Source organism: Amycolatopsis coloradensis, from assembly GCF_037997115.1.
Taxonomy (GTDB): Bacteria; Actinomycetota; Actinomycetes; order Mycobacteriales; family Pseudonocardiaceae; genus Amycolatopsis; species Amycolatopsis coloradensis_A.
On the sequence record NZ_CP150484.1, the window covers coordinates 3,986,843 to 4,012,458 of the forward strand.

General features: G+C 68.1%; 19 protein-coding genes and 1 pseudogene. 15 read left to right on the forward strand and 5 right to left on the reverse strand.

What is annotated here, in order from left to right; translation table 11 throughout:
* Window positions 1-39 precede the first annotated feature (39 nt).
* Window positions 40-516: a universal stress protein gene (locus LCL61_RS18580; RefSeq protein WP_340688619.1), complete on the reverse strand. Its 477-nt coding sequence runs from the start codon at window positions 514-516 to the stop codon at window positions 40-42.
* A complete protein-coding gene (locus LCL61_RS18585) occupies window positions 513-929 on the reverse strand; it encodes a CBS domain-containing protein (RefSeq protein WP_340687995.1) in 417 nt (138 codons plus the stop codon). Before LCL61_RS18585 ends, LCL61_RS18580 begins: the two co-directional genes overlap by 4 nt.
* A gap of 213 nt (window positions 930-1,142) precedes the next feature.
* Here LCL61_RS18585 and LCL61_RS18590 point away from each other — a divergent pair, with 213 nt between their 5' ends.
* From LCL61_RS18590 to LCL61_RS18640, 11 genes are all read left to right on the forward strand, one after another.
* Entirely contained in the window at window positions 1,143-2,096 is a 954-nt protein-coding gene (locus tag LCL61_RS18590) for an Acg family FMN-binding oxidoreductase (RefSeq protein WP_340687996.1), read from the forward strand.
* A gap of 45 nt (window positions 2,097-2,141) precedes the next feature.
* Window positions 2,142-2,726: an Rv1733c family protein gene (locus LCL61_RS18595; protein ID WP_340687997.1), complete on the forward strand. Its 585-nt coding sequence runs from the start codon at window positions 2,142-2,144 to the stop codon at window positions 2,724-2,726.
* Window positions 2,727-2,879: 153 nt separating this feature from the next.
* Entirely contained in the window at window positions 2,880-3,113 is a 234-nt protein-coding gene (locus tag LCL61_RS18600; RefSeq protein WP_340687998.1) for a hypothetical protein, read from the forward strand.
* Window positions 3,114-4,315: 1,202 nt separating this feature from the next.
* Window positions 4,316-6,838 carry a Pls/PosA family non-ribosomal peptide synthetase gene (locus tag LCL61_RS18605; protein ID WP_340687999.1) on the forward strand — a complete coding sequence of 841 codons (2,523 nt, stop codon included), beginning with the start codon at window positions 4,316-4,318 and terminating at the stop codon, window positions 6,836-6,838.
* A 35-nt stretch (window positions 6,839-6,873) separates the two neighbouring features.
* The gene (locus LCL61_RS18610) at window positions 6,874-9,393 is read left to right on the forward strand and encodes an amino acid adenylation domain-containing protein (protein WP_340688000.1); all 2,520 of its coding nucleotides are present in this window, start codon (window positions 6,874-6,876) and stop codon (window positions 9,391-9,393) included.
* A gap of 12 nt (window positions 9,394-9,405) precedes the next feature.
* Entirely contained in the window at window positions 9,406-10,413 is a 1,008-nt protein-coding gene (locus tag LCL61_RS18615) for a TauD/TfdA family dioxygenase (RefSeq protein WP_340688001.1), read from the forward strand.
* A 32-nt stretch (window positions 10,414-10,445) separates the two neighbouring features.
* Window positions 10,446-11,495 carry a 2,3-diaminopropionate biosynthesis protein SbnB gene (gene sbnB, locus LCL61_RS18620; protein ID WP_340688002.1) on the forward strand — a complete coding sequence of 350 codons (1,050 nt, stop codon included), beginning with the start codon at window positions 10,446-10,448 and terminating at the stop codon, window positions 11,493-11,495.
* A gap of 38 nt (window positions 11,496-11,533) precedes the next feature.
* Entirely contained in the window at window positions 11,534-12,520 is a 987-nt protein-coding gene (sbnA, locus tag LCL61_RS18625; RefSeq protein WP_340688003.1) for a 2,3-diaminopropionate biosynthesis protein SbnA, read from the forward strand.
* Window positions 12,521-12,540: 20 nt separating this feature from the next.
* Window positions 12,541-13,713 (forward strand): threonine synthase, encoded by a 1,173-nt coding sequence (locus tag LCL61_RS18630; protein WP_340688004.1) that lies wholly within the window; start codon window positions 12,541-12,543, stop codon window positions 13,711-13,713.
* A gap of 314 nt (window positions 13,714-14,027) precedes the next feature.
* Window positions 14,028-16,955 carry a BTAD domain-containing putative transcriptional regulator gene (locus LCL61_RS18635; protein WP_340688005.1) on the forward strand — a complete coding sequence of 976 codons (2,928 nt, stop codon included), beginning with the start codon at window positions 14,028-14,030 and terminating at the stop codon, window positions 16,953-16,955.
* Between the two features lie 341 nt (window positions 16,956-17,296).
* Complete coding sequence (locus LCL61_RS18640; protein WP_340688006.1) at window positions 17,297-18,445, forward strand: class I SAM-dependent methyltransferase; 1,149 nt, start codon at window positions 17,297-17,299, stop codon at window positions 18,443-18,445.
* A gap of 330 nt (window positions 18,446-18,775) precedes the next feature.
* Here LCL61_RS18640 and LCL61_RS18645 read toward each other — a convergent pair whose 3' ends face one another.
* Entirely contained in the window at window positions 18,776-19,777 is a 1,002-nt protein-coding gene (locus LCL61_RS18645) for a saccharopine dehydrogenase (RefSeq protein ID WP_340688007.1), read from the reverse strand.
* Window positions 19,778-19,859: 82 nt separating this feature from the next.
* Here LCL61_RS18645 and LCL61_RS18650 point away from each other — a divergent pair, with 82 nt between their 5' ends.
* From LCL61_RS18650 to LCL61_RS18660, 3 genes are all read left to right on the forward strand, one after another.
* Entirely contained in the window at window positions 19,860-20,447 is a 588-nt protein-coding gene (locus LCL61_RS18650; RefSeq protein ID WP_340688008.1) for a TetR/AcrR family transcriptional regulator, read from the forward strand.
* Window positions 20,448-20,681: 234 nt separating this feature from the next.
* Window positions 20,682-21,434 (forward strand): hypothetical protein, encoded by a 753-nt coding sequence (locus tag LCL61_RS18655; RefSeq protein ID WP_340688009.1) that lies wholly within the window; start codon window positions 20,682-20,684, stop codon window positions 21,432-21,434.
* The gene (locus LCL61_RS18660; protein ID WP_340688010.1) at window positions 21,431-22,303 is read left to right on the forward strand and encodes a hypothetical protein; all 873 of its coding nucleotides are present in this window, start codon (window positions 21,431-21,433) and stop codon (window positions 22,301-22,303) included. The genes LCL61_RS18655 and LCL61_RS18660 overlap by 4 nt, the downstream gene beginning before the upstream one ends.
* A gap of 577 nt (window positions 22,304-22,880) precedes the next feature.
* Here the strand turns inward: LCL61_RS18660 and LCL61_RS18665 are convergent.
* The gene (locus tag LCL61_RS18665) at window positions 22,881-24,680 is read right to left on the reverse strand and encodes an APC family permease (RefSeq protein WP_340688011.1); all 1,800 of its coding nucleotides are present in this window, start codon (window positions 24,678-24,680) and stop codon (window positions 22,881-22,883) included.
* A 127-nt stretch (window positions 24,681-24,807) separates the two neighbouring features.
* Here LCL61_RS18665 and LCL61_RS18670 point away from each other — a divergent pair.
* Window positions 24,808-25,113, forward strand: a pseudogene (locus tag LCL61_RS18670) (MBL fold metallo-hydrolase); the annotation flags it as partial.
* Window positions 25,114-25,148: 35 nt separating this feature from the next.
* Here the strand turns inward: LCL61_RS18670 and LCL61_RS18675 are convergent.
* Window positions 25,149-25,616 carry a hypothetical protein gene (locus tag LCL61_RS18675; RefSeq protein WP_340688012.1) on the reverse strand — a complete coding sequence of 156 codons (468 nt, stop codon included), beginning with the start codon at window positions 25,614-25,616 and terminating at the stop codon, window positions 25,149-25,151.

The window sequence follows — 25,616 nt, forward strand, 5'->3', positions numbered from 1 at the left end:
GGAACAGGGGAGGACGTCGAACTCGCACGCGACGCGCGTTCAGGATGCCGTGGGGCTGAAGTGGTGTGCCGCCTCAGGAGTGACGAGCACGATCGGACAGGGCGCGTGCCGGACACAGGCGGCGGCCACGCTCCCGAAGACGAGCCGGCCGATACGCCCCTCGGACGGCGAGCCGAGCACCAGCAGGTCCGCGCCTTCCGCGGCGGCAAGCAGTACCGAGGCCGGGTCGCCCGTGCGGACCGAGGTCTCGACGGCGAGATTCGCCGCGAGTTCGTCGTGGATCCTCGCGACCTCCTGTGCCAGGGGATAGCCATCCTGGATCGGAAGCCTGCCATGCGGCTGAAGCGCGAAAGGCGTTCCGGGCAGGAGAACGTCCTTCGGCCGCACGAGGAGCACTTCGACCCGAGCGCCCAGAGCCCGGGCTTCGGTGATCGCCCAGCGCACCGCTTCCTCACCATGCGCGGTGCCGTCGGTCCCGACGACGATCCGGCGTTCCTGTGCTGACCGATGGTTCATGGTATTTCCCTTGACGAGGTTTCGATGGCTCGCGCGCGCAGCAGGTCCCCCCAGGTGACAACGCCGACGACGCGGCCGCGATCGAGCACGGGGACCGAGCGGAGCCGGTGCTCCAGCATCCGTTCCGCCAGGTCCGCGAGTTCCGTGTCCGGGTGCGTCCCGGCGCCCGGGGTCCGCATCACGTCCCGGATCTTGGTGCGGGCCCCGATCAGGACACCCGCGTCGGGGCCGCCGCTCGGTGACCGCGGGCCGGGCACGTGACAGGCGAGGACGACGTCGTCCTCCTCCAGGACGCCGAGCAACCTGCCGGTCTCGTCGACGACCGGCAGGGAAGTGAACCCCTTCCCGGCCAGCACGGCGATCGTTTCGCCGAGCGTCGCGGCCGGGGTGACCGCGACGACGGGGGTGGTCATGACGTCACGTACACGCATTACAGCAGTTTGCGGCCCTCATCGCGGTGGCCGGAACCGCTGGAGGTCCCGGTCTGCCGGGACCGAGGACCCTCTCCGCGCTCACGCGCCCGGGAGGGTGTCGAAGGTCCCGGATGGCCGAGGCCCAGGGCTCTGCCGCCCGACGCCGTCCCACGACAGGCTGGAAGCGTCCACCGACCGGCTAGGAGCCACAGCATGACCCCCACCGATTTCCCGGTACTCACCGCGTTGGAGGCCGCGGTGAGGGCGCCGTCGCCGCACAACACCCAGCCCTGGTTCTTCGAGCTGGAACCGGGCGCGGTCGAGGTGCATCTCGACGAGGACCGGCTGCTGCGGGTGTGCGACCCCGACGGCAGGGAGGCGCGACTGGCCTGCGGTGCCGCCTTGCTGAACATCGAGCTCACGATCGCGGCCGCCGGACGGCTCGTGGAGACGGAGTTGATGCCGGACCGCGGCCGTCCTTCGCTGCTGGCCAGGGTCGAGATCGGCGGCCGTCACCGGCCCGACGCCGAAGAGCTGCGCCTCGCCGCCGTGATCCCGCGTCGCTACAGCAATCGCCGCCCGTTCGCCGATCGGGCCGTGCCGGAGGGCGTGCGGACCGCGGTACGACGAGCAGCCCTCGCCGACGGAGCGGGACTCGTCCTGGTCGACGAAGTGGGCAAGCTGGAGGCGACCGCGGCACTGATCCGGCGCGCGGATCACGTGCAGACCCAGGACGGGGCCTTCCACGAAGAGCTCCAAGCCTGGACTCGTGGGCACGGCCGGGACGACGGGGTGCCCGCGTTCGCCGGGGGGCCGCGTTCGGCGGGCGGGCTGCTGCCGGTGCGGCACTTCCACGACAGCGAGGCACCCCGGCCTTTCGAACAGGATCCGGTCGTCGCGGTACTGACGACCGCCGCGGACGGTCCGTCGGCGCAGCTTCGCGCGGGACGGGCCATGCAACGCGTGCTGCTCACCGCGACCACCGCGGGGCTGAGTGCCTCGTTCTATTCCCAGCCCATGGAAATCCCGTCCACCCGGGACGAACTTCGTGTGCTACTCGGTGGAAGCGGCTATCCGCAGACGGTTTTCCGGTTGGGGTACGGGTTTCCCGGTGTCCCGACCCCACGTCGTCCACTCGAGACGGTCGTCAGGCAGAAGTCCTCGTGACGACCGCTTCGCTCGTCGGAGACCCTTTCCCTTCAGGAGAATTCAATGCGCACCCTTACCGCCTTTTGGCAGCGGATCCGCCCAGGCGGGAGTCCGCTCGTGCGGACGTCGGACCGGATCGAGGCGGTCCTGACGCTCACGGTGCTCCTGGCCGCGTTGCTGGCGATACCGTTCGCGGCCACGATGGGCTCCGACATTTACGCGGACCGGATGGCGCAGGCCACCGAACAGGCCACCGACCGGCGGCCGGTCACCGCGGTACTGCTGGCCGACGCGCCGCCGGTGGCCATCCGGCTCGACGGCGTGCCGATCGAAGGGAAGTCCCGGGTTCCGGCGCGCTGGATCGACGGTGACGTCGTCCGGGAAGAACCGGTCGATGCCGGAAACGGTTCCGTGGCGGGGCAAGAGGTGGAGATCTGGCTGGATTCGCGGGGCGACGTGGTGCCGGCACCGGTCACCCGGGATGACGCGGCACGCAACGGCATCGGTGTCGGTGTCGGCGTCTGGCTCGGCTGTGTCGCCTTGCTCGCGGTGGTGTTCCTGATCGCGCGTTCGGCGCTGGCCAGGCGGCGTGACGCCGCGTGGAGCCGGGAATGGCGGCGGGTGGCGGACGACTGGACCCCGGCCTGAGGACGGACACGCGGGAGGCGACGTCCTGCGCGGAACCGTGGTCACCGTTCGCCGGCCGATGCGCCACCAGGACGCTCCGCACCGTGGGTTCATCGGCCGGCGGGTGAGCGGGAGATCGTCCGGCACAAGCCCTACTCGTTGGGTCGCTCCACCGTGGACGAGGCGTTCTTCGAAATGCACCTGCCCGACTACGACTTCCACCTGTTCACGGAGTCGGGAACGGGACAGGACAGCGTGCGTTATCACGCAGGTCCCACTTTGCCCCGGCTGGCGCAGCCGACACCGCCGGGACCACACCTCTTCTTCGTCGACGCCGACCGTGGCAGGGGGAGCGTTCTTTACCACCGATACGACGGTCACTACGGCTTGATCACCCCCACGCCCTAGCGGAACGGCGGGCCCTGACCGACGAGGCCGATGGTGACGAACCTGCCGACGGAGACGGCACACCTGGCGGTTCCGTCTCTTGCCGACGGCGAACTCCTGATCTGAGTGCTGGTGTGCGGGGTCCGGGCGCAGGAGCACTGGGCGTCGACGGGCGGTCCGGAGGCGTGGTGGGCGGGCTAATCAGCGATCCTGGCGCCAGCTGGGACCGGATCGAATCGGGCTTCGCCAGCGATCTCACGGCTACCCGACGACTGCTCGTCGATGTCGGCAGCGGCGACACGGTCACTACCACCTGCCCAGGTGACCGTTGGCGCGGTCACGTCCTCGAGATCGACGGCCCGGCTGACCGTGACCTGGACCCTCGGGGCCGTGGCCTCGATCTGCTTCCGTCAGCGATCTGGACCGGCGGCCCCTTGTCGCCTCCCATCCGGGCAAACCGTTGACTCTGGGCTTACCCTGCCCGAACCCCGCTACCGTGGATCAGCGGGCGCACCGACGGGGCCGCGTTGGCGCGTTTGCTGCGTCGAACCCGGGCGGCTGTCCTGCGGATGTCGGTCGGCAATCCCGCGACGGGTGAGATCGTGAAGGCCCTCGCCATCAGCGCTGCAAGCGCGTCCGAGCACACAGCGATCCCGCGCGACGCAGGACTGATCAACAGCAAGCGAGCCGGTAGGACGGTTCGCCACCAATGCACGGTGCTCGGAAGTCGACTGCTCGTCGGGCCGGCGCGGCTACCCACTCACCGAACTGCCGTTGCGGTTTTAGAGCCCGAATCGCCACTCACGACCACCTGGACCGAACACTCACCGGAAGCCTCAAGACGGACCTGTCACATTTGGCTTACCCCTCGATAACCCGATCGTCGCGCCGCTTCTGCCGGAGTCGGCCACCACGGCGCGGTGAGGGCCTTGGCGAACAAGGCGTGTGCGATCCGTAGGGCCATTTACCCAGTATCGAGTTGAGGCAGGGTTGCGCTACGGCTGCGGCAGCCGCAAGCGCGCCGCAATCGCCAGGCGCTCTAGTGGTCACCAGAACAAAACAAAAAGTTCTGTACGACGAGGCTTCCAATGGCTCCTCCCTCGACGCGCTACCGCTTGTAATGTGAGGCGAGCCCGCCCGCGGAAACCGCCCGCGCGGGATCCCGGCGTGTCCGTCATAACCCCGCACGGTCATTTCTCGATGTACTGCTCAAAGGAGACGACATGCCAGTGGATCATCGGGCCGTCGATCGCGCCGGTGCGACGACCGGCACCGAAGGGATTCTCGCCGAGGTGCTGGCCGGTGTCGTGCGCGTCGAGCGGGTGTCGGTCGACAGCCACTTCTTCGACGACCTCGGCGCCGACTCGATGGTGATGGCCCGGTTCTGTGCCCGGGTCAGGAAGCACGCGGACCTGCCATCAGTGTCCATAAAGGACATTTACCAGCATCCCACGATCAGGAGCCTGGCGGCGGCGCTCGCGCCGTCGAGCGATACCCCGGTCGAGCCGGCCCAGGCGGCCATCGAGGTGGCGACGCCGGTCAGCGCACGGCAGTACGTCCTCTGCGGAACGCTCCAGGTTCTGATCCTGCTCGGGTACGCCTACCTTGCCGCGCTCGCCGTCGAGCAAGGCGTCGACTGGATTTCCGCTGGGGATGGCAGTCTGCTCGATGACTACCTGCGGATGGTGCTGGCCGGCGTCGCGGGTTTCGTTGGCGTGTGCGCTCTCCCGATCTTGGCGAAATGGGTGCTCATCGGCCGGTGGCGGCACCAGCGGATCCGCATCTGGAGCCTGGCCTACGTCCGCTTCTGGGTGGTCAAGACGTTGGTCACGCTGAACCCGCTGGTCCTGTTCGCCGGTTCGCCGCTCTACGTGCTCTATCTGAGGGCGCTGGGTGCGAGAGTCGGGCGCGGTGCCGTGATCTTCTCCCGGCATGCGCCGGTGTGCACCGACCTGCTCACCATCGGCGACGGCACGGTCATCCGCAAGGACACGTACCTCACCTGCTACCGGGCCTGCGCCGGCGAGATCCAGACGGGCGCGGTCACCCTCGGGAAGGACGTTTTCGTCGGCGAGAAGGCGGTGCTCGACATCGAGACCTCGCTCGGCGATGGGGCCCAGCTCGGCCATACCTCCTCGCTGCACGCCGGGCAGGCCGTGCCCGGCGGCGAGCGCTGGCACGGGTCCCCGGCGCAGCCGACCGGAGCGTATTACCTGGGGGTCGAACCGGCCGGCTGCGGCACCGGGAGAAGGGCCGCCTACACCATCCTGCAACTGGTGAGCGTGCTGTTCTTCTACGCTCCGCTGGCGTTCGGCGGTGTGGATCTCCTGTTCGCCAAGTCCCCGGTGCTCGCCATGCTGCTCGAGCCAGGGCCGTCGGCCTTCACGAACTGGAGGTTCTACGGCGCAGCGCTGGTGACCTCCTTCGTGCTGTTCTTCGGCTCCGCGCTCGTCGGCCTCCTCGTCGTCGTGACCGTCCCGCGCATGCTCAACCTCGCCATCGAACCGGACAAGGTCTATCGCCTGTACGGATTCCACTACGCCGTCCATCGGACGATCGCGCGCCTGACCAACTGGACGTTCTTCATCAAGTTGCTCGGGGACAGTTCCTACATCGTCGGCTATCTGCGCCGGCTCGGGTATCGCCTCACTCCGGTCGTGCAGACCGGGGCGAACTTCGGCAAGAAAGTGAAGCATGAGACCCCCTATCTGGTCTCCGTCGGCAGCGGCACGGTGATCGCCGACGGACTGTCGATCGTCAATGCCGACTTCTCCGGCTCGTCCTTCCAGGTGTCGCGAACCTCGATCGGGCCACGCAACTTCCTCGGCAACGAAATCGTCTATCCCTCGCAGGGCAGGACCGGTGACAACTGCCTGCTCGCGACGAAGGTCATGGTCCCGATCGACGGAGAGGTCCGGGAAGGTGTCGGTCTGCTGGGCTCGCCCAGCTTCGAGATCCCGCGCACGGTCGAGCGGGACAGCAGGTTCCACCATCTGGCCACCGGACCCGAGCTGCCACGCCGTCTCGCGGCCAAGAACAAGCACAACGTCGGCACCATTGGCTGGCTCCTGCTGTCGCGGTGGTTCTACGCCTTCGTGCTCGCCATGATCGGTTTCTGGGCCACGGACCTCTACGGCTCGTGGGGAGCGTCGGCGATCGCGTTGTTCCTCATCTTTTCCGTGCTGTTCGGCGTGCTCTACTTCACGCTGGTCGAACGTGCCGCTACCGGATTCCAGGGCACGCGGCCGACATCCTGCTCGATCTACCAGGTTGATTGCTGGCGGCGGGAACGTTTTCTGAAGATGACCGGGCACATGCACATGGCGCTCAACGGCACCCCGCTCAAGAACGTGGCCTGGCGGCTGCTGGGTGTCCGGCTCGGCAAGAGGCTCTTCGACGACGGCTGCACCATGGCGGAGAAGGACCTGGTGACGATCGGCGACGATTGCACGCTCAACGCGGGAAGTTCGATCCAGTGCCACTCACTGGAGGACTTCGCCCTCAAGTCCGACCGCACCACGATCGGTTCCGGCTGCACCATCGGGACCGGCGCCCTCGTCCACTACGGCGTGACGATGGGCGACGGCGCGGTGCTGGCCCCCGACTCCTTCCTCATGAAGGGCGAGGAAATGCCACAGCGCGCACGGTGGGGCGGAAACCCGGCCCGGGAGATGCCGGACCACTCGGCCGACCCGCTGGTTCGCCGGAACGTCGACGTCGACACCGTTCTGGTTGACGAGAAATAGCACCGCGCAAAGCGAGAGCGGAGGTGAAAGGTCTGATGGAAACGCCAGCGGAAGCAGGCCGGGAATTCTGGCGGAGTGTGCTCGTCACGGGCGGGTTCACCACGATCCCACGGTGGACCATCGATCCGGTGCCGGGCGTCGCCGAGCGCGAGGTGCCGCTCCCCGGCGAGGAGATGGCGACGTTGTGGCGGCTCGCGGACGAGCTGGCGGTGTCGCTCAGTTCGGTGCTGCTGGCCGCGCACGCCAAGGTGCTCGCCGCGCTGTCCGGCGAGCGAGAGGTCACGACCGGTTACGTCGCCGTGGCGGGCGGACGGCCGTTGCCCTGCCGGCTGACGACCGAACCGAGCTCGTGGCGGGCGTTGCTCCTGGGCACTCATCGAGCCGAGTCGGAACTGTTGTCGTACAAGGACTTCCCGGTCGATGATCTCGGGCGCGAGCTGGGCCTGACCGAACCGTCGTTCTCGACCGTGCTCGATCCGGCCGGTGACGATCAAGACCTGGCCGAGAACACCGTGCTGTGGTTGGGGATCTCGCGGCACAGCGGCCAGCTCGTGTTGCGGTACCGGACCGACGTCATCGACGCCGGCTGTGCCGCCAGGATCGCCGGCTATCACCGCACCGCGCTCGCGCTGATCGCCGCCGATCCGGATGCCGAGCACGGACGGCAGAGCCTGCTGTCCGCCGAGGAACTCGACTTCCAGCTCAACGGACTCGCCGGACTTCGCCGGGAGCTGCCGGACCGCCGGGTACACGAGCTGTTCGAGCAGCGGGTGGAGGCACACCCGGATGCCGTCGCGGCCGTGCACGGCGGCCGTCAGTGGACCTACCGGGAGCTCAACGCCCGCGCCAACCGGCTGGGACGAACCCTGATGGCGCGGGGCCTGCGCCGCGAAGGCGTCGTCGCGGTGGTGATGGAACGCAACCTGGACTGGATGGCCGCCGTCCTCGCGATATTCAAGGCCGGTGGCGTGTACCTGCCCCTGGAGCCGCATTTCCCGGCCGATCGCATCGCGACCGCGCTCGCCCGCGCCGAGTGCGGGCTCGTGCTGACCGAACGCGGCAGCACCACCACGCTCGACGCGGCCCTCGACACCCTGCCCGGAATCGGGATCCTCAGCGTCGACGCGGCCTACCAGGAGGACCATGCCGACGGGAATCTCGGCATCGACGTCGCGCCGGACCAGCTCGCCTACATCCTGTTCACCTCGGGCTCCACCGGAGAACCCAAGGGTGCGATGTGTGAGCACGTGGGCATGCTCAACCACATCTACGCCAAGATCGCCGACCTGGAGATCCGCGAGGGCGAGGTGATCCCCCAGACCGGACCGCAGTGCTTCGACATCTCGGTGTGGCAGCTGGTCGCCGCGCTACTGGTCGGTGGGCGGACCCTGCTGGTCGAGCAGGAGGTGATCCTGGACATCGAGCGGTTCGTCGACACGATCGCCGACGGCCGGGCCGCTGTGCTCCAGGTCGTGCCGTCATATCTCGACGTCGTCCTGTCCTATCTGGAGCAGCACCCCCGCGAACTGCCGGACCTGCATACGGTGTCGCCCACCGGCGACTTCGTGAAGAAGGAGCTCGTAGAGCGCTGGTTCGCGGCCCAGCCCAAGATCAAGCTGGTCAACACGTACGGGCTGACGGAGACCTCGGACGACGCCGTCCACGAGGTCATGGACCGGGTACCGGCCGGCGAACGGGTCCCGCTCGGCCGCCCCATCGACAACGTGCACGTCTACGTCGTCGACGAGAACCTGTCACCGGTGCCGCTGGGCGCCCCCGGCGTGATCGTCTTCTCCGGGGTCTGCGTCGGCCGCGGGTACATCAACGACCCCGAGCGCACCCGACTGGTCTTCACGGTCGATCCGCACCGCGAGGGCCAGCGGCTCTGCCGGAGCGGCGACTACGGCCGCTGGCAGCCGGAGGGCAAGCTCGAGTTCCTCGGCCGCCGGGACAACCAGGTCAAGATCCGTGGCTTCCGGATCGAGATCGGCGAGATCGAGAACGCTTTGTCGCGGATGGCCGAAGTCCGTGACAGTGCCGTAGTGGTCGCCGAGGGGCCCGACCAGAGCAAGCGTCTGGTGGCCTTCTGCTCTGGTCGGCGGCCACTCGAGGCCGGCGTCATACGGGACCGGCTGGGTGAGTCGCTGCCCGAGTACATGGTCCCGTCGGCCTTCCATTGGAGGGAAGGTCTGCCGCTGACCGCCAACGGCAAGATCGACAGGAGAACGCTGACGGCGCTCGCCGCACAACTCGACGCCCACGACGTCACGAAGAAAGACTTCCAGGCGCCGGGTACACCGGCCGAAGTTCGGCTGGCGGCCGCGTGGGCGACGGTGCTCGGGATCCCGGCCGGCCAGATCGGCCGGCGGGACCACTTCTTCGACCGGGGTGGCACGTCGCTGTCGGCGGTGCGGCTGGTGATCGCCCTGGATCGTGCGGTGTCCCTCACCGACGTCACCCGGCATCCGATCCTCACCGATCTGGCCGCGATCCTCGACGACAGGTCCGAGCGGAGCGCCGTCGAATTGCTGACTTCTTCCCCGAGTGGCAACTGAAAGGAAACCGAGATGTCGTCCTCATCGCGGGCGTCACAGCTCGACGTGGACTTGCGGCCCGGCACACCTCCGATACTGCGGATCGATGCCAACGGTGACGCACTGAGCTGGGCGGCCGAGCACTCGGACGCGCTGCGTGCCGTCGTCGCCGAGCACGGTTCGGTCCTCCTCCGCGGTCTCGGGCTGGGCGACGCGGCCGAGATCGGTGCCGTCTTTCGAGTCATGGTGCCCACCGGTCTGATGACCGAGAGGGAGGCCTTCGCATCCCGGCAGACCTACTTCGGCGGCGTGTACTCGTCATCGACGTGGCCTGCGAACCAGCCGATGTGCATGCACCACGAACTGAGTTACACGCTTGAGTTCCCCGGCCTGATGCTGTTCGCCTGTCTCCGCGCGCCCACCGTCGGCGGAGCCATCGGGGTGGCCGACTCGCCGAGTGTGCTCGAGGCGTTGCCCGGCGAGGTGGTCGAGCGGTTCGAGCGGGAGGGCTGGCTGCTCACCCGCACCTACAACGACGAGATGGGGGCGTCGGTCGCCGCAGCCTTCGGCACCGAGGACCGTGGCGCCGTCGAGAGCTACTGCCGTGCCAACGCGATCGACTTCGAGTGGCAACCCGGTGGTGGACTGCACACCAGGCAGCGCCGCAGCGCCGTGGTGCGTCATCCGGTCACCGGCCGACGCTGCTGGTTCAACCAGATCGCGTTCCTCAACGAGTGGACCCTGGACCCGGAGGTGCACGAGTACCTGGTGGACGTTTATGGCGCCGACGCCCTGCCGTTCAACACCCGCTTCGGCAACGGTGACGCGATCGGCGAGGACGTCATCCGGCTGATCAACAAGGTCTACGAGGCCACCACCGCACGCGAGCCGTGGCAGGCCGGCGACCTGATGCTCGTCGACAACATCCGTACCGCGCACAGCAGAGACCCCTACGAGGGACCGCGCGAAGTGCTCGTCGCGATGGCCGACCCGGTGCGCCTGGCCGACTGCTCGCCAACCGTGGAGGTGACCAGAAGATGACCACAATCCGTTCCACCGCAACGGAGCCCGCAATGTCCGAACCGATCGCCACCGAACCGATCACCGTGCCACCGTTCGCGGTGATCTCCGGCGCCCAGGTCCAGCATGCGCTGCGGGGGCGTGAAAACCTGATCGTGGAGTTGGTCGAGGCCGCCTATCGGCTGCACAGCGCCGGTGATTCGGTGAACCCGCCGTCCTACTTCCTGCGTTTCCCCGACCGTCCGTCCTCCAGGATCATCGCGCTGCCCGCCGCGATCGGCGGGCAGGTGCGGGTGGCCGGCCTGAAGTGGATCTCCAGCTTCCCGGAGAACGTGGAGGCCGGCATCCCGAGGGCCTCGGCCGTGCTGATCCTCAACGACCACGACACCGGCTACCCGTTCGCCTGCCTGGAAAGCTCGATCATCAGCGCCACCAGGACGGCCGCGCTGGCGGCGTCGGCGGCCGACTGGCTGTCCCGCGGCCGGCGACGCCCGATGCGCGTCGGGTTCTTCGGGGCGGGCCTGATCGCCCGTTACATCCACACCTTCCTGGCCGGCACAGGCTGGTCCTTCGCCGAGATCGGCGTGCACGACCTGTCCGCCGACAGCGCGGCAGGCTTCCGTGGTTACCTGGAGCGGTCGGGCGCCGGCGGCCGGATCACCGTGCACGAGGGCGCCGAGCAGTTGATCCGGTCGGCCGACCTGGTGGTCTTCGCCACCGTCGCCGGTCAGCCGCATGTCAGCGAACCGGCGTGGTTCGAACACAATCCGTTGGTGCTGCACGTGTCGCTACGCGACCTCGCGCCGGAGATCGTGCTCGCCTCGACCAACATCGTCGACGACATCGAGCACTGCCTGAAAGCCGATACCTCGCCACATCTGGCCGAACAGCTCACGGGCGACCGGGACTTCCTGCACGGCACGTTGGACGACGTGATCTCCGGGCGGGTGACGGTGCCGGCCGGCCGACCGGTGGTGTTCTCGCCCTTCGGCCTCGGAGTGCTCGATCTCGCGGTGGGCAAGTACGTCTACGAGGAAGTGGTCCGCTCCCGCGAGTTGCAGGTCGTCGACGACTTCTTTTACGAGCTGCGCCGGTACGGATGAGCGGTCGAGTAGCTGTCACACAAATGAAGGGGGCAAAGGTGCCGGTCATATCCGTTCCCCAGGACTTCAACGAAGACGAGCTCTACGTCGACCTTCGGTCGATCTTCGGGCACTCGCTCTTCCTGAAGTGTGAAGGGTTCAACTTCGCCGGCTCGATCAAGCTGAAGGCCGCCACCGAGATGGTGGCGGCCGCCGAGCGGGACGGAGTCCTGATTCCGGGGTCGATCCTGGTCGAGTCCTCGTCCGGGAACCTGGGCGTGGCGCTGAGCATGATCGCGGCGAGCAAGGGCTACCGGTTCCTGTGCGTGACCGACTCCCGCTGCAACCTGTCGACCAGGCGGCTGATGGAGGCGTTGGGCAGCCAGGTGCACGTCATCACCGAACCGGACGCCGCCGGCGGCTTTCTCGGCGCACGGATCGACCACGTCCGTGCGCTGTGCGCCTCCGACGACCGGTACGTATGGCTCAACCAGTACGCCAATCCGGGCAACTGGGAGGCGCACTACCGCAGGACCGCCCCGGCGATCGCGGCCGCGTTCCCGCAGCTGGACGTGCTGTTCGTCGGGGCCGGGACCACTGGGACCCTGATGGGCTGCGCACGCTACTTCTGCGAGTGGCACCGGCCGGTGCGGGTCGTCGCGGTGGACAGCGCCGGCTCGGTGACCTTCGGCGGTCCGCCGGGCCGCAGGATGATTCCCGGCCTGGGCACAAGCGTCCGTCCACCGCTACTCGACGAGTCCTATGTGGACGATGTGGTACGTGTCGAGGAGGCGGATACCGTCCGTGCCTGCCATCGGTTGGCCGGAAGCGGATTCCTGTTCGGCGGCTCCACCGGCACAGTGGTCAGCGGCGCGATGGACTGGCTGGCCCGGCGCGACGCGCGTGAACTCACCGCTGTGGCCATCGCCCCGGACCTCGGCGAGCGCTACCTCGACACCGTCTACCAGACCAACTGGCTGCGGGATCTTTACGGCGAGGACGTGCTCGGCGCCGACGAGCTGCCCGCCGGTTCCCGGGCAGTCTGACACAGAGGGGTGGTTACGACGTGGGCAGCGTGACCGGGTCGGCCGACCTGGCGGGATGTGAATGGCTGCAATACGACTACAGCCCCGCGCTGATGTCGCAGGGGCGGCCGGGTTCGTTCACCATGTGGCGATACCGGAAGCTGCTGCCGGTTCCCGATGATCCGGTGCGGTACCCGCTGCCGGTCGGCGGCACGCCGCTCTTGCCCGCACCGGCTCTGCGACGGGAGTTGGGCACGCCGCAGCTATGGATCAAGGATGAGACGCGTAATCCGAGCGCGTCCAACAAGGACCGTGCCACCGCGCTCGTGATCGAAGACGGGCTGCGGCGCGGAGTGGATACGATCACGACGGCCTCCACCGGCAACGCGGCTGTGGCCACCGCCTTCGGTGCCGCGGCAGCCGGAATGCGGGCAGTCATCTTCGTCTCCACCGACTGCCGTCCGGGGAAGCTCGCGCTCATGACGCAGGCCGGTGCACAGGTCTTTCAGGTGCGCGAAGGCTATGCGGCCGCTGTCGAGCTCTCCCGGGCCGCCGCCCGCACGTTCGGCTGGCTCGACCGCAACACCGGCGCCAACCCGTTCACCATCGAGGCGAAGAAGACGGTGGCGTTCGAGGTGTGGGAACAACTCGAACGCCGGGTTCCGGACGTGATGATCGTCCCGGTCGGCGACGGCCCCACGTTGGTGGCGCTCGACAAGGGCTTCGCCGAACTCGTCAGCTGCGGCCTCTCCGCGCGCCAACCACGTCTGATCGGGGTACAGGCCGAGCGCTGTCAGCCGTTGGTGCGAGCCTGGTTCGGCACGCCCGCCGGGCAGACGGAGCTGGATCCCGCCGCCACGGTCGCCGACGGCATCGCGGTGGTACACCCGGCCATCGGTGATGCCGTGCTGGACGCGATAAGCCGAGGCGGCGGAGAAATGGTGGCGGTCACCGATGACGCCCTGCTGAACGCGGTCGCGACCTTGGCCGGCCGGGCAGGCGTGGGTGCCGAACCAGCCGGGGCGGCGGCCCTGGCCGGGCTGGAAAGTGCCGTCGAACGCGGTCTGGTGGACCCGTTGGAAACCGTGGTTCTGCTGGTCACCGGCCGGGAGGTGAAAACGGGTGGGGCGACGGCCTACCCTGGCCGGGTGGCGGTCGTCGAAAGACTCGACGAGGTCGAGCGGGCTCTGGCGGACCCGATTCCTTCCCCCTGAAGATGTGCCCTCGGTGAGGACCAGGTCATCCAGTGGATTGCACGACCGCGTTTCCCGCCCGTACTCGGAGAGATGACGCCCGGTGCCGGTGTTGGCGATCGTGACGCCGCTCGTGGTGCGCGGAGTGGCGAGGAAGCCACGAGGCTCCAGCTCGCACGCATCGACCTGGACGCGGCCGAGCGGGCACTGGGCGATGACGGCCGATTGTCTGATTTGCGAAAATGACGCTTTTGGCCTTGTTCAAACCCTTGCTTTCCCGGCGGAGCGGATAGCATCGATGATTCTCGGATCCGTGTCTGACCTGCGGATGGGGGATGCAGGTGGGGGTGGGAATGCCGGAAAATGTGAAGATCCATCTGTTGGGTCCGGTGGAGGTGCTCGGGCCCGGCGGCGTGGTGGAGTTGCACGGTGGGGGACAACGCACCTTGATCGCCCGTCTGGCGTCGCCTCCGGACAAGACGGTGACCCGTGGGGCGCTCATCGACGCGTTGTGGGCTGACGCGGGACCACCAGCCGCCCCGAAAACCCTGCACAGCCACCTGGCTCACCTGCGCCGCCGGCTTCGTGAGGCCGGTCTCCCGGATCTGATCGCCACCCGGGATTCCGGCTACGTACTGCGCGCACCCGCGGACGCGGTGGACGCCATCCGCTTCGAAACTCTCTCTGCGCAAGGGCGAAACGCGTTGGCCGCAGGAGACCTCAAAGTGGCGACCGAGTCGCTGCAGGCCGCGTTGAAGATGTGGCGTGGCGAGGCATTGACCGACTGCCGTCCCGGCGAATGGCGGCGTGCCGAGACAACCCGGCTCAACGAGGCCAGACTTGCCGCCACAGAGGACCTGATCAGCGCCCGCCTCGCCCTCGGCGAACACATCACCGCAGTCGGCGAACTGGAATTCCTCGTCATCCAGCACCCGTTCCGGGAACAGTTGTGGGAACAGCTGATCCTTGCCCTGTACCGCTCGGGCCGTCAAGCCGATGCCTTGTCCGCCTACCAACGCGCCCGCGCCACATTGATCGACGAACTGGGAATCGAACCAGGCCCGAAGCTACGCCGGCTCGAAACAGCCATACTCACCGCCGACCCCTCGCTCGATCAGCCGGTTGCTCCGGAAGTGACCGTGACCGGCCACCGCTTCAGAGGGCGCTTGCCAGTGCCGCTCACTCGCCTTGTCGGCCGGGAGGCAGATATGTCGACGCTGCGGCGGTCTCTCGCCCGGCGGCGTCTGGTCACCGTCACCGGCCCCGGAGGCTGTGGAAAGACGCGGCTGGCGGTGGCCATAGCGGCGCAGCACGCCCAACCTGTCTGCTTCGTAGATCTTGCCCCACTGGCCGGATCCGACCTCGTACCGCAGGCGATCGCCGACGCTCTCAGCCTGAGTGAGCAGGGCGGTCGCAGTATCATCGACAGCCTGGTCGACCACCTGGCAGATCAAGCGCTCCTTCTGGTACTCGACAACTGCGAGCATCTCATCGACGCCTGCGCGCAGCTAGCCTGTGCGGTGCTCCCCAGCTGTCCTGAGTTACGGGTCTTGGCAACGAGCCGAGAGCCGCTGCATGTGCCGGGTGAAACGATCCACGCTCTGCGGCCCCTGGCAACCCCGGACCCCGGCGCCCCGCATTCCCACCGAGATCTTCTCCGCTACGACGCGGTCCGGCTGTTCCTCGATCGGGCACAGGACGCCGGAGCCCAGATCGGCACGGACGGGGCTACCGCACACGAGATGGCCTTGATCTGTGCACGCTTGGACGGGCTGCCACTCGCTCTCGAGCTGGCGGCGGCCCGCGCGGCTGCGCTGCCGATCCGGCAGATCGCCGAACACCTGGACGACCGCTTTCACACGCTCTTGTCCGGCAGCCAGGTCGCACGTCCCCAGCATCGGGCACTGCACACGACCATCAAGTGGAGCTACGACCTGCTCAATCCCGACGAACGCGCACTGTTCCGGCGGCTTGCCGTGTTCGCCGGGAGTTTCGGGCTATCCGCCGTCACGGCACTATGGCCGCACGGCGACGATGCTGCCGCCCTGCTCGGCCGATTGGTAGAGAAGTCATTGGTGGCCAAGGAAGCCGGCGCCGCGCGTTACCACCTGCTGGACACCATCCACCAGTTCGCCGCCGTGCAGCTGGTGGGGAACGAACTGGCCGGCGCGCGGCGACGACACGCCGAATTCCACCTGGCGCTGGCCGAACGGGCGGAGGAACACCTCGACGGTGTGAGTGCCGTGGAGTGGCTGGACCGGCTGACCGCCGAACACGAGAACTTTCGAGCTGCCATCGCTTGGACGATGGCGCATCCCGATCCCGCACCGGTCTTGCGACTGGCCGGCTCACTGTCGCGGTACTGCCGGCTGCGCGGACACTACGGGGATGGCCGGAAGTGGCTGGCGGGCGCTCTGGATCATGATGGGCAGGCCCCCTCCGCGCTGCGGGCGAAGGCAATCGCCGGGGCGGTCACCCTCACCTTCCTTCAGTGCGACTACGACGCTGCCGCACAGCTGGCCGAGCAGAACCTGGACTTGTACCAGTCGCTCGGTGACGTGCACGGCGTTGCCAGCACTCGTCTGCTACTCGGCTCGATCTGCCGGGAACATGCCAGCTACCAGCAGGCCCTGGAGTACCACCGGTCCGCTCTGGAGACCTTCCAAGCCATCGACGACGCTCCAGGCATCGCGCGAGCCATGCAGCTGTGCGCCTTCACCGCATGGCTGCGCGGCGACTTCGACTCAGCCGTCGAGTGGGCGCAGGAAAGTCTGCGCCGTTCGGAGGAACTGGGCGACGCGGAGTCGACCGCCAGTGCGGTCATCCATCTCGGTGCGGTAGCGCATTACCGAGGCGACAACACGCAGGCGCTCCAGCTGCTCGCCAAGGCACACACGGTTTCCGAGCACAACGGATTCCTGGAAGGAATCGCCTGGACGCTGAACCTGCTCGGCCTGGTACACCACGCGACCGGCTCGGCGGAAGCTCGCACGCTCCTTGAACGAAGCCTTACCCTGCACCGCAAGCTAGGCGACCGGTGGCGGATGGCCAGCGTGCTCGAGGCGATGGCCGCGATCGCTTGTGAACAGCACCGCTGGGAAGAGACGGCCGGCTTGCTGGACGAGGCCGGGACCTTGCGCAGGGAGATCAACAGCCCCATCCCCACCTGCGAACTTCCCCTCTACCAACGCACACAGGCCGCGCTCAAAGCCGCAGACAAACGCCCGATCGCCACCCTTCAGATGACCCGCCGAGCGAAGTAGTCCGTCGGATTCTTGCGGTTCACGCATCTACCTGGTTCCCGTTCTCGCCGCGCCTCAGGTGCCCCGAACGGCCGGCATCGTCAAGAGGCCCGCGGCATCGGAGACCGATCGAGCTCCACGAAGTACCTCACAGCGGCTCGCGCCAAGGGAGGCGCGACGAGATCCGGGAGTTGACCGGGGTGTCGACGAGAGCCGTGCTGCGGCCGCGGCGGTCGAACGCCGTCGAGTGCGTCCTGGGAGACCGCCGAACCTCTCGCCCAGGAACAGCCAAGCCCTGACAGCGCTACCGCCCGCACCTTGACGGTCACGCCGGTCGACGGCATGGGTGAGGGAAGCAGCGCATGACCCTGGCCGAGCACGGCATTGCTAGTCTCGGGCTCATGGCGCTGACTTCGCCGGACTCGTGGTCCGGCTCGCTGGAACGGCGGCTTCGAAGGATCGTCAAGCGGTGGGCGGTGTCCCGCAAGTCCTATGACGACATGGTTCTGCGTGCCTCGGAATGGGCCGAGCGGTACGAGCGGCTGGACACGACCTGCGAGGGCGTGCTGCAGCGGAACGCCGAGCTGGCCGAGAGCCACCGCCTGCTCATGGTTGAGCACGAGAACCTGCGGTCCCGGCACGAAGACGTGCTGCGCGCGAAGCAGGCGTTCGAAGACCAGTACCGCACCTGGGTGCCGCCGGGACATTTCTACTCTCCCTTCCCCGCCAAGGAGGAGATCGGCCGGCGCGCTGCCGCACTCTTCGACGTTGATGCCCGTCCCGAGGCCGTCGACCTCCGGGAAGCCGAGCAGATAGCCCTGTTCGGCAAGCTCGCCGACCTGGCGGCGGACCTGCCGTTCACCGCGGAACCGAACGAGCGCCACCGCTTCTTCTTCGACAACCCGGAGTACTCGTGGTCGGATGCGATCACGCTGCACACGATGCTGCGCCACCTTCGGCCCCGCCGTGTCATCGAGGTCGGCTCCGGCTACTCGACCGCGATGATGCTCGACACGATCGACGGCTGGCTCGATGACACCGAGCTGACCTGTGTGGAGCCGTACCCGCAGCTGCTGGAGAGCCTGTTGCGGACCGGAGACGGCGAACGCGTCCGGATACTGGGCAAGCCCGTGCAGGACGTCCCGGTCGAGACGTTCCAGGCACTCGAGGCCGGGGACGTGCTGTTCATCGACTCGACCCACGTCGTCAAGGCAGGCTCGGACGTCAACTACCTGTTCTTCGAGGTGTTGCCGCGGCTGTCCGACGGCGTCTGGATCCACCTCCACGATGTGTTCTTCCCCTTCGAGTACCCGATGACGTGGCTGACCGAAGGGCGGGCGTGGCAGGAGGACTACCTGCTGCGGGCGTTCCTGATGTACAACGACCGTTTCGAGATCCGCTGGTACCAGCAGTACATGTGGATACACCACCGGCGACTGCTGGAGGGACGGATTCCGGTGATGGCGAACAACCCCGGCGGAAACATCTGGCTGCGGAAAGCCCCTGGCTAGGCGCTGTCCCGTAAGTCTGTTCGATGGGCTTCGTGATCCAGGTGGTTCCTGGCGGTGCGGGCGATTCGGCCTCGTACCCGGGGTTACGCGGCGCCGGCCGTGCCAGAACGCGGTGTCGATCACGCCTGGGTTCACGACTGTGGCTCCGATGTCGCGGGTCGTGGCGTGCAGGCGGAGGTTCTCGGCGAAGCCGACCACTGCCCAATTCGTGGCGGAGTAGGGGTTGCCGGGCTGTTCTTGATTCCGGCCACGCTGCCGATGAGCACGAGTCGGCCGACAGACGTGACCGGTCGATCGCACCGTTTCAACCGCCGGGCTACGGCGTCGGTCTCATGCGTCGACGAAGATGGTGCCCGCGTCGGCAAGTCGTTCGACCACGTGGACCGGTTCGAGCAAAGTCTCGGGAGTGTAAAAGCCGGGCGCCACCGCTTCGCCGCGCAGGCCGAGCAGGCGTTCGATCCCCATGGCGAGGCCGAGCGAGGTCAGCGGACGCTGGCCGCCCGAGTGGACCACATACCGGCTGACGCTCAGTGGAGCACCTGTCGATCCCATCCCGTCGAGATCGATCCGAACCTCGACGGACGGACTGTCGCCCCGGCGCGACCCCGCGGATTCACCGACCGCGAAGGCGAATTCGACATTCGGTGCGCCCGTCGCGAACGCCAGGCTGGTCACGTCGAGGATCGGGATGGTCTGGCCGGTGACCGTGGCGCCGTCGAGGCTGTGCAACTCCACTCGGGACTCGGCCGCGCCGGCCCAGGCGAACACGCCGTCGCGCCGGGCGTACCCGGCCGAAGTGACCTCCGCCCAGCGCGCCAGATCCGCGAGTCCCGCGGGCCCGCCCGCGTCGTGTTCGTCGAGGATCGCGCCGATCCGGATCGTGTCGACCCGGTGAAATTCCTCGGCCCACGCCAGCGCCGTGAGGGTGATGACGCCCGCGGCCCAGTGGCTGGCCATCAGCACCGGCGCGGCGGCCGGGCGCTGCGCGGCGGCGGTGACCTCCGGCGCGATGTCGATCATGCCACTGGACAGGCTGACGTAGGGCACACCGTGGTCCTGGGCGAAACGCAGCCCGTTCAGTCTGCTGTCCCACAGCGTCGCGACCACCGCCGCGTACTGCTGACCAGCGGGCAGCCCGAGATCACCACGCGCCAGATCGACGGTCACCGCGGTGGCGCCGCCCAGGTCGTCGGCCACCCGCCGCGCGCGTGCCGGATTCCGGCCCGCGATGGTCAACGGCAGCTCCGGGTACCGCCGCCGTAGAAGAGCGGCGGTATCCGAGCCCGCCTGTCCCGCCCCGCCCAAGAGCAGAACCGATCCCCGCTGGTCCATGTGTTCCTCCTCGATCCCAGTAACCTACATTTTGTAACCTACATGATGTAGCTAAGCTGGTGTGCAACGCGAGAGGAGGGCGATGACCACCACCCCCACCCGCCTGTCCAAGCAGGCCCGGCGCGAGCAGTTGCTCGACGTGGCCCTGGTGATCGTGCGTGCTCACGGTGCCGACGGGTTGACGCTGCCCACCCTCGCCGAGGCGGCCGGGGTGAGCAGACCCATCGTGTACGACCACTTCGGTTCGCGCCCAGGGCTGCTGCTCGCGCTCTATCGGAGACTCGACGAACGGCACCGGACCGCCATCGCGCGGGCGCTGGAACAAACCCCGCCGACCGCGGCGGACGTGGCCGGAGCCATCAGTGTCGCGTACTTCGCCTGCGCCACCGACATTCCGGAGTTCGACGCCGTTTCCTCTGCGTTGAAAGGCAATCCGGAAATGGAGGCAACCCAGCACGAGATGCACGACGGCTACATCGACCTGATGGCCGACGCACTGACGCCCTACTCCGGCCTGAACCGGGCGGCACTGCGACTGCACTGTGTCGGCGTACTCGGCGCCGCCGAGGCGATCGCCGCCGAACTGAACCGGGGCATCGCGACCGCCGCCGACGCCAGCACGGCCTTGACCGGCGTCATCCTCGGCCGTATCGAGCGAGCCGCCGGATAGCCGTACCGCAAGTCGAGCGAGAGCTGAGGCCCGGAATCGCCGGGTTCGCTGATCGTGTCGGCTGACTGGCCGAGGCGGTGTTCAGCGAGGTGGCCTCGTTCTTGTCCGGCTGTTCGCCGGTTTGCTGGAAGGCTGGTCGTGGACGGGCGCAATCCCCGTGCCGGGTAGGCGTTTCACCCGGTCGGAGGCGTTACATCCGGTCCTGCTCGAACGACTCACTCGGCGGGAGGGCCGATGGGGTCGGGGAAGTATCTGCTCAGGGCCATGGCGACAGGCGTGTCGATCACGATTTTCGCCACCGCGGGCTGTGGCGGGAACGAGGACGTGCCGGGCGGCGGCCCCACCATCGATCCGACGTCGTACACGACGCCGTCGCCCGAACCGACCGACCAGACACCGGGCGGGAGCACCGGCGAACCGGGTGGGAACGGGATCCTGAACATCGGCGGCCCCAACGCCGAAAACCGCAACCCCAGCACCCCGTGGCCGTCGATCCCGGTCGGCACGCCGGCGAAAACCGACCGCTACGGATGCACCGAACGGCACAACACCGCAGCGGACGTGCCGATCACGATCACCCGCGTGCAGATCATCGACCGCGCCCCGTCACCGATCCGGCTGGTCGATGCCTGGGACATGTGCACGACCATGGGTTACACCCTTCCCGCCGACCGCGGTTGTCAGGGGCGGACACTGCAACCGGCCCCGAGATTCACCGGGCGCGGCTGCCTGCTCGCGCTGCACGCGGGCAAGTTCACCGGTGACGAGCACCGCGCCGTCCTGCGCCTCACGTTCCAAGCGACCTGTCGCTCGCCGCAGGAGAGGCCTTGCGGTCGGGTACCGGCGGCGAAACTGCCGGCGACGGTCCGGTGGACCGCGGACGAAACGGTGACCGCGCGGGTCGAGGGGGGTGCCGGGGTCACCACGACGACGCCGCCGACGACCACCGAAGCGACCCCGACGACCACAGCGACGTCCACGTCGTGACCGACGAGCAACCGCCGCAGAGCGCGTTTCTGCACCGGCTCTCCCAGTTCGCGTCCGTCGCGGCGCCCACCAGTGTCGCGGCGGCCCTGCTGTTCTACTTCGGCTACGTCGCGACCTACGCCCGGTACGCGTACTTCGGTGTCGACCTCACCGCGCTCGATCTCTCGACGATAGAAGTCCTGCTGCACGGCGCGGAAGCGCTTTACGTGCCGGTGGCCGCGCTCGTGGTGCTGACGCTGGCGCTGCATTTGATCGTTCAGGGGATCAGGCGGATGCTCGCGTCCCGCCGACGGCGTCGTCTTGTGCGAATCTTCGCGGTCGCTCTCGTGCCACTCGGCGTCCTCTTGTTCGCCCGTGGCGTCGTCGGCGTCGTGTGGCCGGAGGTGTCGCATACCGAATTCCCCGGCACCACGCCGATCACCCTTGGCTTCGGGCTCCCGCTGGCGGCAGCCGGCCTGCGGCTGCGGAGGGCCGCCCTCGGGCGCGCGCGCCGCAAGGGGCCGAGCGAGACCGTCGTGCTCACCTGCCTGTGCCTCAACGTGTTGCTCGGCCTGTTCTGGGCCACGAACAGCTTCGCGTCGGCCTACGGTCGCGGCATCGCGCACACGGTCGGCAATCGAATCGCCAAGGAACGTCCGGCGGTCGTGATCGACACCCAGGAACCACTTCAGCTGAACCTGCCCGGAATGCAGGAACGGCTGCTGCCCACCGCGGAAGGACAGAAATTCCGCTATCGGTACCGGGGACTGCACGTTCTCACCGAAGCAGGCGGCAAGCTCCTGCTCGTCACTGCGGAACGCAACGGCCGCTCGGGCACCATCGTCGTCCCTTACGACGGCTCGGTTCGGGTCGCTTTCATTCCGAACTAGGCGCCCGGTGGGTCCGCGGTGTCTTGGGAGGCATGTCTGAACACTGCTCCTACGCGCATCCGTGTCCATGGCGATGCTCGTGGTGCTGGAAACGCTCACACCCCGGACGAGCGGGTGATCTTCGTGTTGCGCGAGGTGTTCGGCTTCACCCACGACGACATCGCCACCACGGTGGTTTCGAAACCCCGTCCGATGCGCCGGTGAGCAGGACTGTGGGGCATTCGTTCATGGGTCCATCCACAAAGGATTCAGAGGCGCGTTAGATCGCGCCGGGGCCGGAAGGTCGACGGCCTGCCGGGGAATCGCCGAAATCGGGGGTACCGCCGACCGGCACCGGATGAGGTGGACGGTCGTCGTGGCGCACGCCCCACGCGTGCCCGCGAACGCCACCTCTGCCCATGGCTCCAGCCAAACGCGTCCGCCCCCGGGGAGCAAGATCGGCCGATCCGGTTTTACGGATTCCTTCCGTGAGGCCCTCCGGCGGGCGGGTGGCGGTCCAGCCAGTGCCGCAGCGCGCGCAGGCCGAACGCGAGGACGAGGAAGAGACCTATCAGGCCGGTGCTGAACGCCAGACCGGTCACCGGGCGCCCAACCGGAAGCGCATGCGGCAGACGACGGCGTCCGAGCGGCGGCGTAGTGCGCGGGCGAGCACGGCTCCGCGCTGGTTCTGCAGGATCCGCTGCCACCGGTGTTCTGGTTCGACTTCGGCGATCAGCACGAAGACGTGCCGGTCGCCGACGGTGCGGAGGTGTTCCACCAGTGGTTCGCCGAGGCGGCGGCGTTCGTCGTGGAGCTGGACCAGCGTCACTTCGGGATGCCATTTTTCCCAGGCTGTCACGAAGTCCCGTGCCGACTGTTCGTCGTCGGGGTGGGTGACGTGGACCGCCTGGACATGGTCGCCCAGTGAAAGTGCGGCGGCGAGGGCGTCATGGGTCAGTCGGGAAACGGTGTGGACGGGGACGATCACGAGTGAACGGTTCGGCCGAGGGGGAGCGGGGGTGACGCCGAGTTCGAGCCGGTCGCCGATGCGGCGGTAGCTGCGTTCGACCCATTCCATGACCGCCACCAGCAGCGGAAGCGTGATGACGATCAGCCAGCCGCCTTCGCCGAATTTCGTCGTCGTCACCACGAGCGCGGCGGCTCCGGTGAGCAGCGCGCCGAAGCCGTTGAGCGCGGCCTTGGCGCGCCGGCGGGGCGGGCGGGTTCGTCGCCAGTGCCGGACCATTCCGAGCTGGGAGAGCGTGAACCCGACGAACACGCCGATCGCGAACAACGGGACCAGGGTGTTCATGTCGCCGTCGGTGATGACGAGCAGGAGCGCGGCGGTGATGGCGAGGAAACCGACGCCGTGGCGATACACCTGGCGTTCGGCGCGCAGGGCGAACACGTGTGGCAGCTTGTTGTGTTTCGCGAGCAACTGCGCCAGCACCGGCAGGCCGCCGAAGGAGGTGTTCGCGGCCAAGGCGAGCAGGAGCACGGTCGAGAACTGCACCAGGTAGAAGCCGAAGCCGTCGCCCAAGGACGCGGTGGTCACCTGGGAGAGCACGGTGACGCCGTCCGCCGGGTGGATGGCGAACTTCCCGATCAGCACGGCGATCCCGATGAGCATCACGCCGAGCAGGCCGCCCAGCGCGATCTCCGCACGCTGCGCGCGCCGTACCCGCGGCCTGCGGAACGACGGCACGGCGTTGGCGATCGCCTCGACCCCGGTCAGTGCGGCGCAACCGTTCGCGAAAGCCTTGAGCAGCAACAGAATCCCGACTGCCTGCAGATTCTGTGCGTGTTCCGGTGCGGCGATCTCCGCGGCCGGGCCGGAACGGACCAGGCCGGCGACGATCACGGTCAGGATCGCGCCGACGTAGATCACGGTGGGCACGACGAACACCCGGGCGCTCTCGGCGATGCCGCGCAGGTTCACGCCGGTGACCAGCGCCAGGACGCCGAGGCACAGCCACAGCTTGTACGGCAGCAGGCCGGGGAACGCAGACGTCAGCGCGGCGACCCCCGCCGCCACGGAGACCGCTACGTTGAGCACGTAGTCCACGATCAGGGACGCCGCGGCCACCAGGGAGGCCCGCCGCCCGAGATAGGTCCGGCTGACCCCGTAGGCGCCACCACCGTCGGGGAACGCGGCGATCACCTGACGGTAGGACAGCGTCAGCACACCCAGCAGTGCGGCGATCGCGAGCGTGACCGGCAGAGTGAAGCCCAGGCCTGCTCCGCCCGCGACGGCCAGCACGATCACGATGGCTTCGGGTCCGTAGGCGACCGACGCCATCGCGTCCAAGGACAGCGCGGCGAGCCCGCCGACGACGGAGAGCCGGTGCCGTTCGGAGCGGTCGGTACCGCTCTCGGGGCGGGTGAGAGTCGTGGTCACGTCGTCAGCGTGCGGTCCTGCCGCTCTTCGGTTCGAGGCCGTTGACAGGTTCTTGACACCGGACCAGGCGAACCCGACAGCAAACTGACGCGCCGGAGATCCCGGCCGTCGTTTCCGGCGCACCGAGGACGGTGAGCGGATCGCCGTCGCCGGCACGGAACTCGAAGCCATCCACACACCAGGGCATTCACCCGGGTCGGTATGCCTGCATCTGCCCGAGGCCAAAGCGCTCTTCTCCGGGGACACGCTCTTCGCGGGCGGTCCCGGCGCGACAGGTCGCTCGTTCTCCGACTTCCCGACGATCATCTCCTCGATCAGGGAACGGCTCTTCGCGCTGCCCGAGGACACCACCATCCACACTGGACACGGCGACCCCACCACCATCGGCACCGAAGCGCCGCACCTGGCCGAATGGATCGCCCGCGGACACTGAGTTCTCCGCCGCAGCCGGTGAACCGGCTGCGGCCATCACAGCGGTGGCCGGTACTTCCGGGTGAACCGGACGCCGTTGAAGGTGTGGGTGCAGCACGGGCATGCGGGTTCCAGGTCGTCGGCACCCAGTTCGGGGTCGACGGCCTGCAACCGGTTGCCGTCGTCCACGTAGAGGCCGCTGTAGTAACTGGCCTCGCCGATCCGCACGTAGTCGCGCCGTTCGTGCGGCCGCCGGGCGACCAGCCAATGGATCGGGTCGGTGGAGTCGAGCCGGGCGGCGGCCTCGTCGCGCACCTCGTCCCAGTCCGCGCCGATCTTGCCGAGCAGGAACCGGAACAACGGCGTGTAGTCCAGGCCCCGGCGTTCCCGCCCTCCCATGGAGCCGCGCGTCAGGTCGGAGACCTGTTCGGTTTTCGTGTTGCGTCGGTGCCGGTAGTCCCCACCGTGGTCGTGGTGGACGAACCTGGCCCGGGTGTTCACGCGACGGTACAGCGGCTCCTTCAC

What these genes read in the sequence shown, in the direction of transcription:
- LCL61_RS18595 (WP_340687997.1), top strand. Translation starts at nt 2,142, where the DNA reads ATGCGCACCCTTACCGCCTTTTGGCAGCGGATCCGCCCAGGCGGGAGT.
- LCL61_RS18635 (WP_340688005.1), top strand. Translation starts at nt 14,028, where the DNA reads ATGCAGGTGGGGGTGGGAATGCCGGAAAATGTGAAGATCCATCTGTTG.
- LCL61_RS18645 (WP_340688007.1), bottom strand. Translation starts at nt 19,777, where the DNA reads ATGGACCAGCGGGGATCGGTTCTGCTCTTGGGCGGGGCGGGACAGGCG.
- LCL61_RS18605 (WP_340687999.1), top strand. Translation starts at nt 4,316, where the DNA reads ATGCCAGTGGATCATCGGGCCGTCGATCGCGCCGGTGCGACGACCGGC.
- LCL61_RS18590 (WP_340687996.1), top strand. Translation starts at nt 1,143, where the DNA reads ATGACCCCCACCGATTTCCCGGTACTCACCGCGTTGGAGGCCGCGGTG.
- LCL61_RS18580 (WP_340688619.1), bottom strand. Translation starts at nt 516, where the DNA reads ATGAACCATCGGTCAGCACAGGAACGCCGGATCGTCGTCGGGACCGAC.
- sbnB (WP_340688002.1), top strand. Translation starts at nt 10,446, where the DNA reads ATGTCCGAACCGATCGCCACCGAACCGATCACCGTGCCACCGTTCGCG.
- LCL61_RS18650 (WP_340688008.1), top strand. Translation starts at nt 19,860, where the DNA reads ATGACCACCACCCCCACCCGCCTGTCCAAGCAGGCCCGGCGCGAGCAG.
- LCL61_RS18655 (WP_340688009.1), top strand. Translation starts at nt 20,682, where the DNA reads ATGGGGTCGGGGAAGTATCTGCTCAGGGCCATGGCGACAGGCGTGTCG.
- LCL61_RS18615 (WP_340688001.1), top strand. Translation starts at nt 9,406, where the DNA reads ATGTCGTCCTCATCGCGGGCGTCACAGCTCGACGTGGACTTGCGGCCC.
- LCL61_RS18585 (WP_340687995.1), bottom strand. Translation starts at nt 929, where the DNA reads ATGACCACCCCCGTCGTCGCGGTCACCCCGGCCGCGACGCTCGGCGAA.
- LCL61_RS18640 (WP_340688006.1), top strand. Translation starts at nt 17,297, where the DNA reads ATGACCCTGGCCGAGCACGGCATTGCTAGTCTCGGGCTCATGGCGCTG.
- LCL61_RS18610 (WP_340688000.1), top strand. Translation starts at nt 6,874, where the DNA reads ATGGAAACGCCAGCGGAAGCAGGCCGGGAATTCTGGCGGAGTGTGCTC.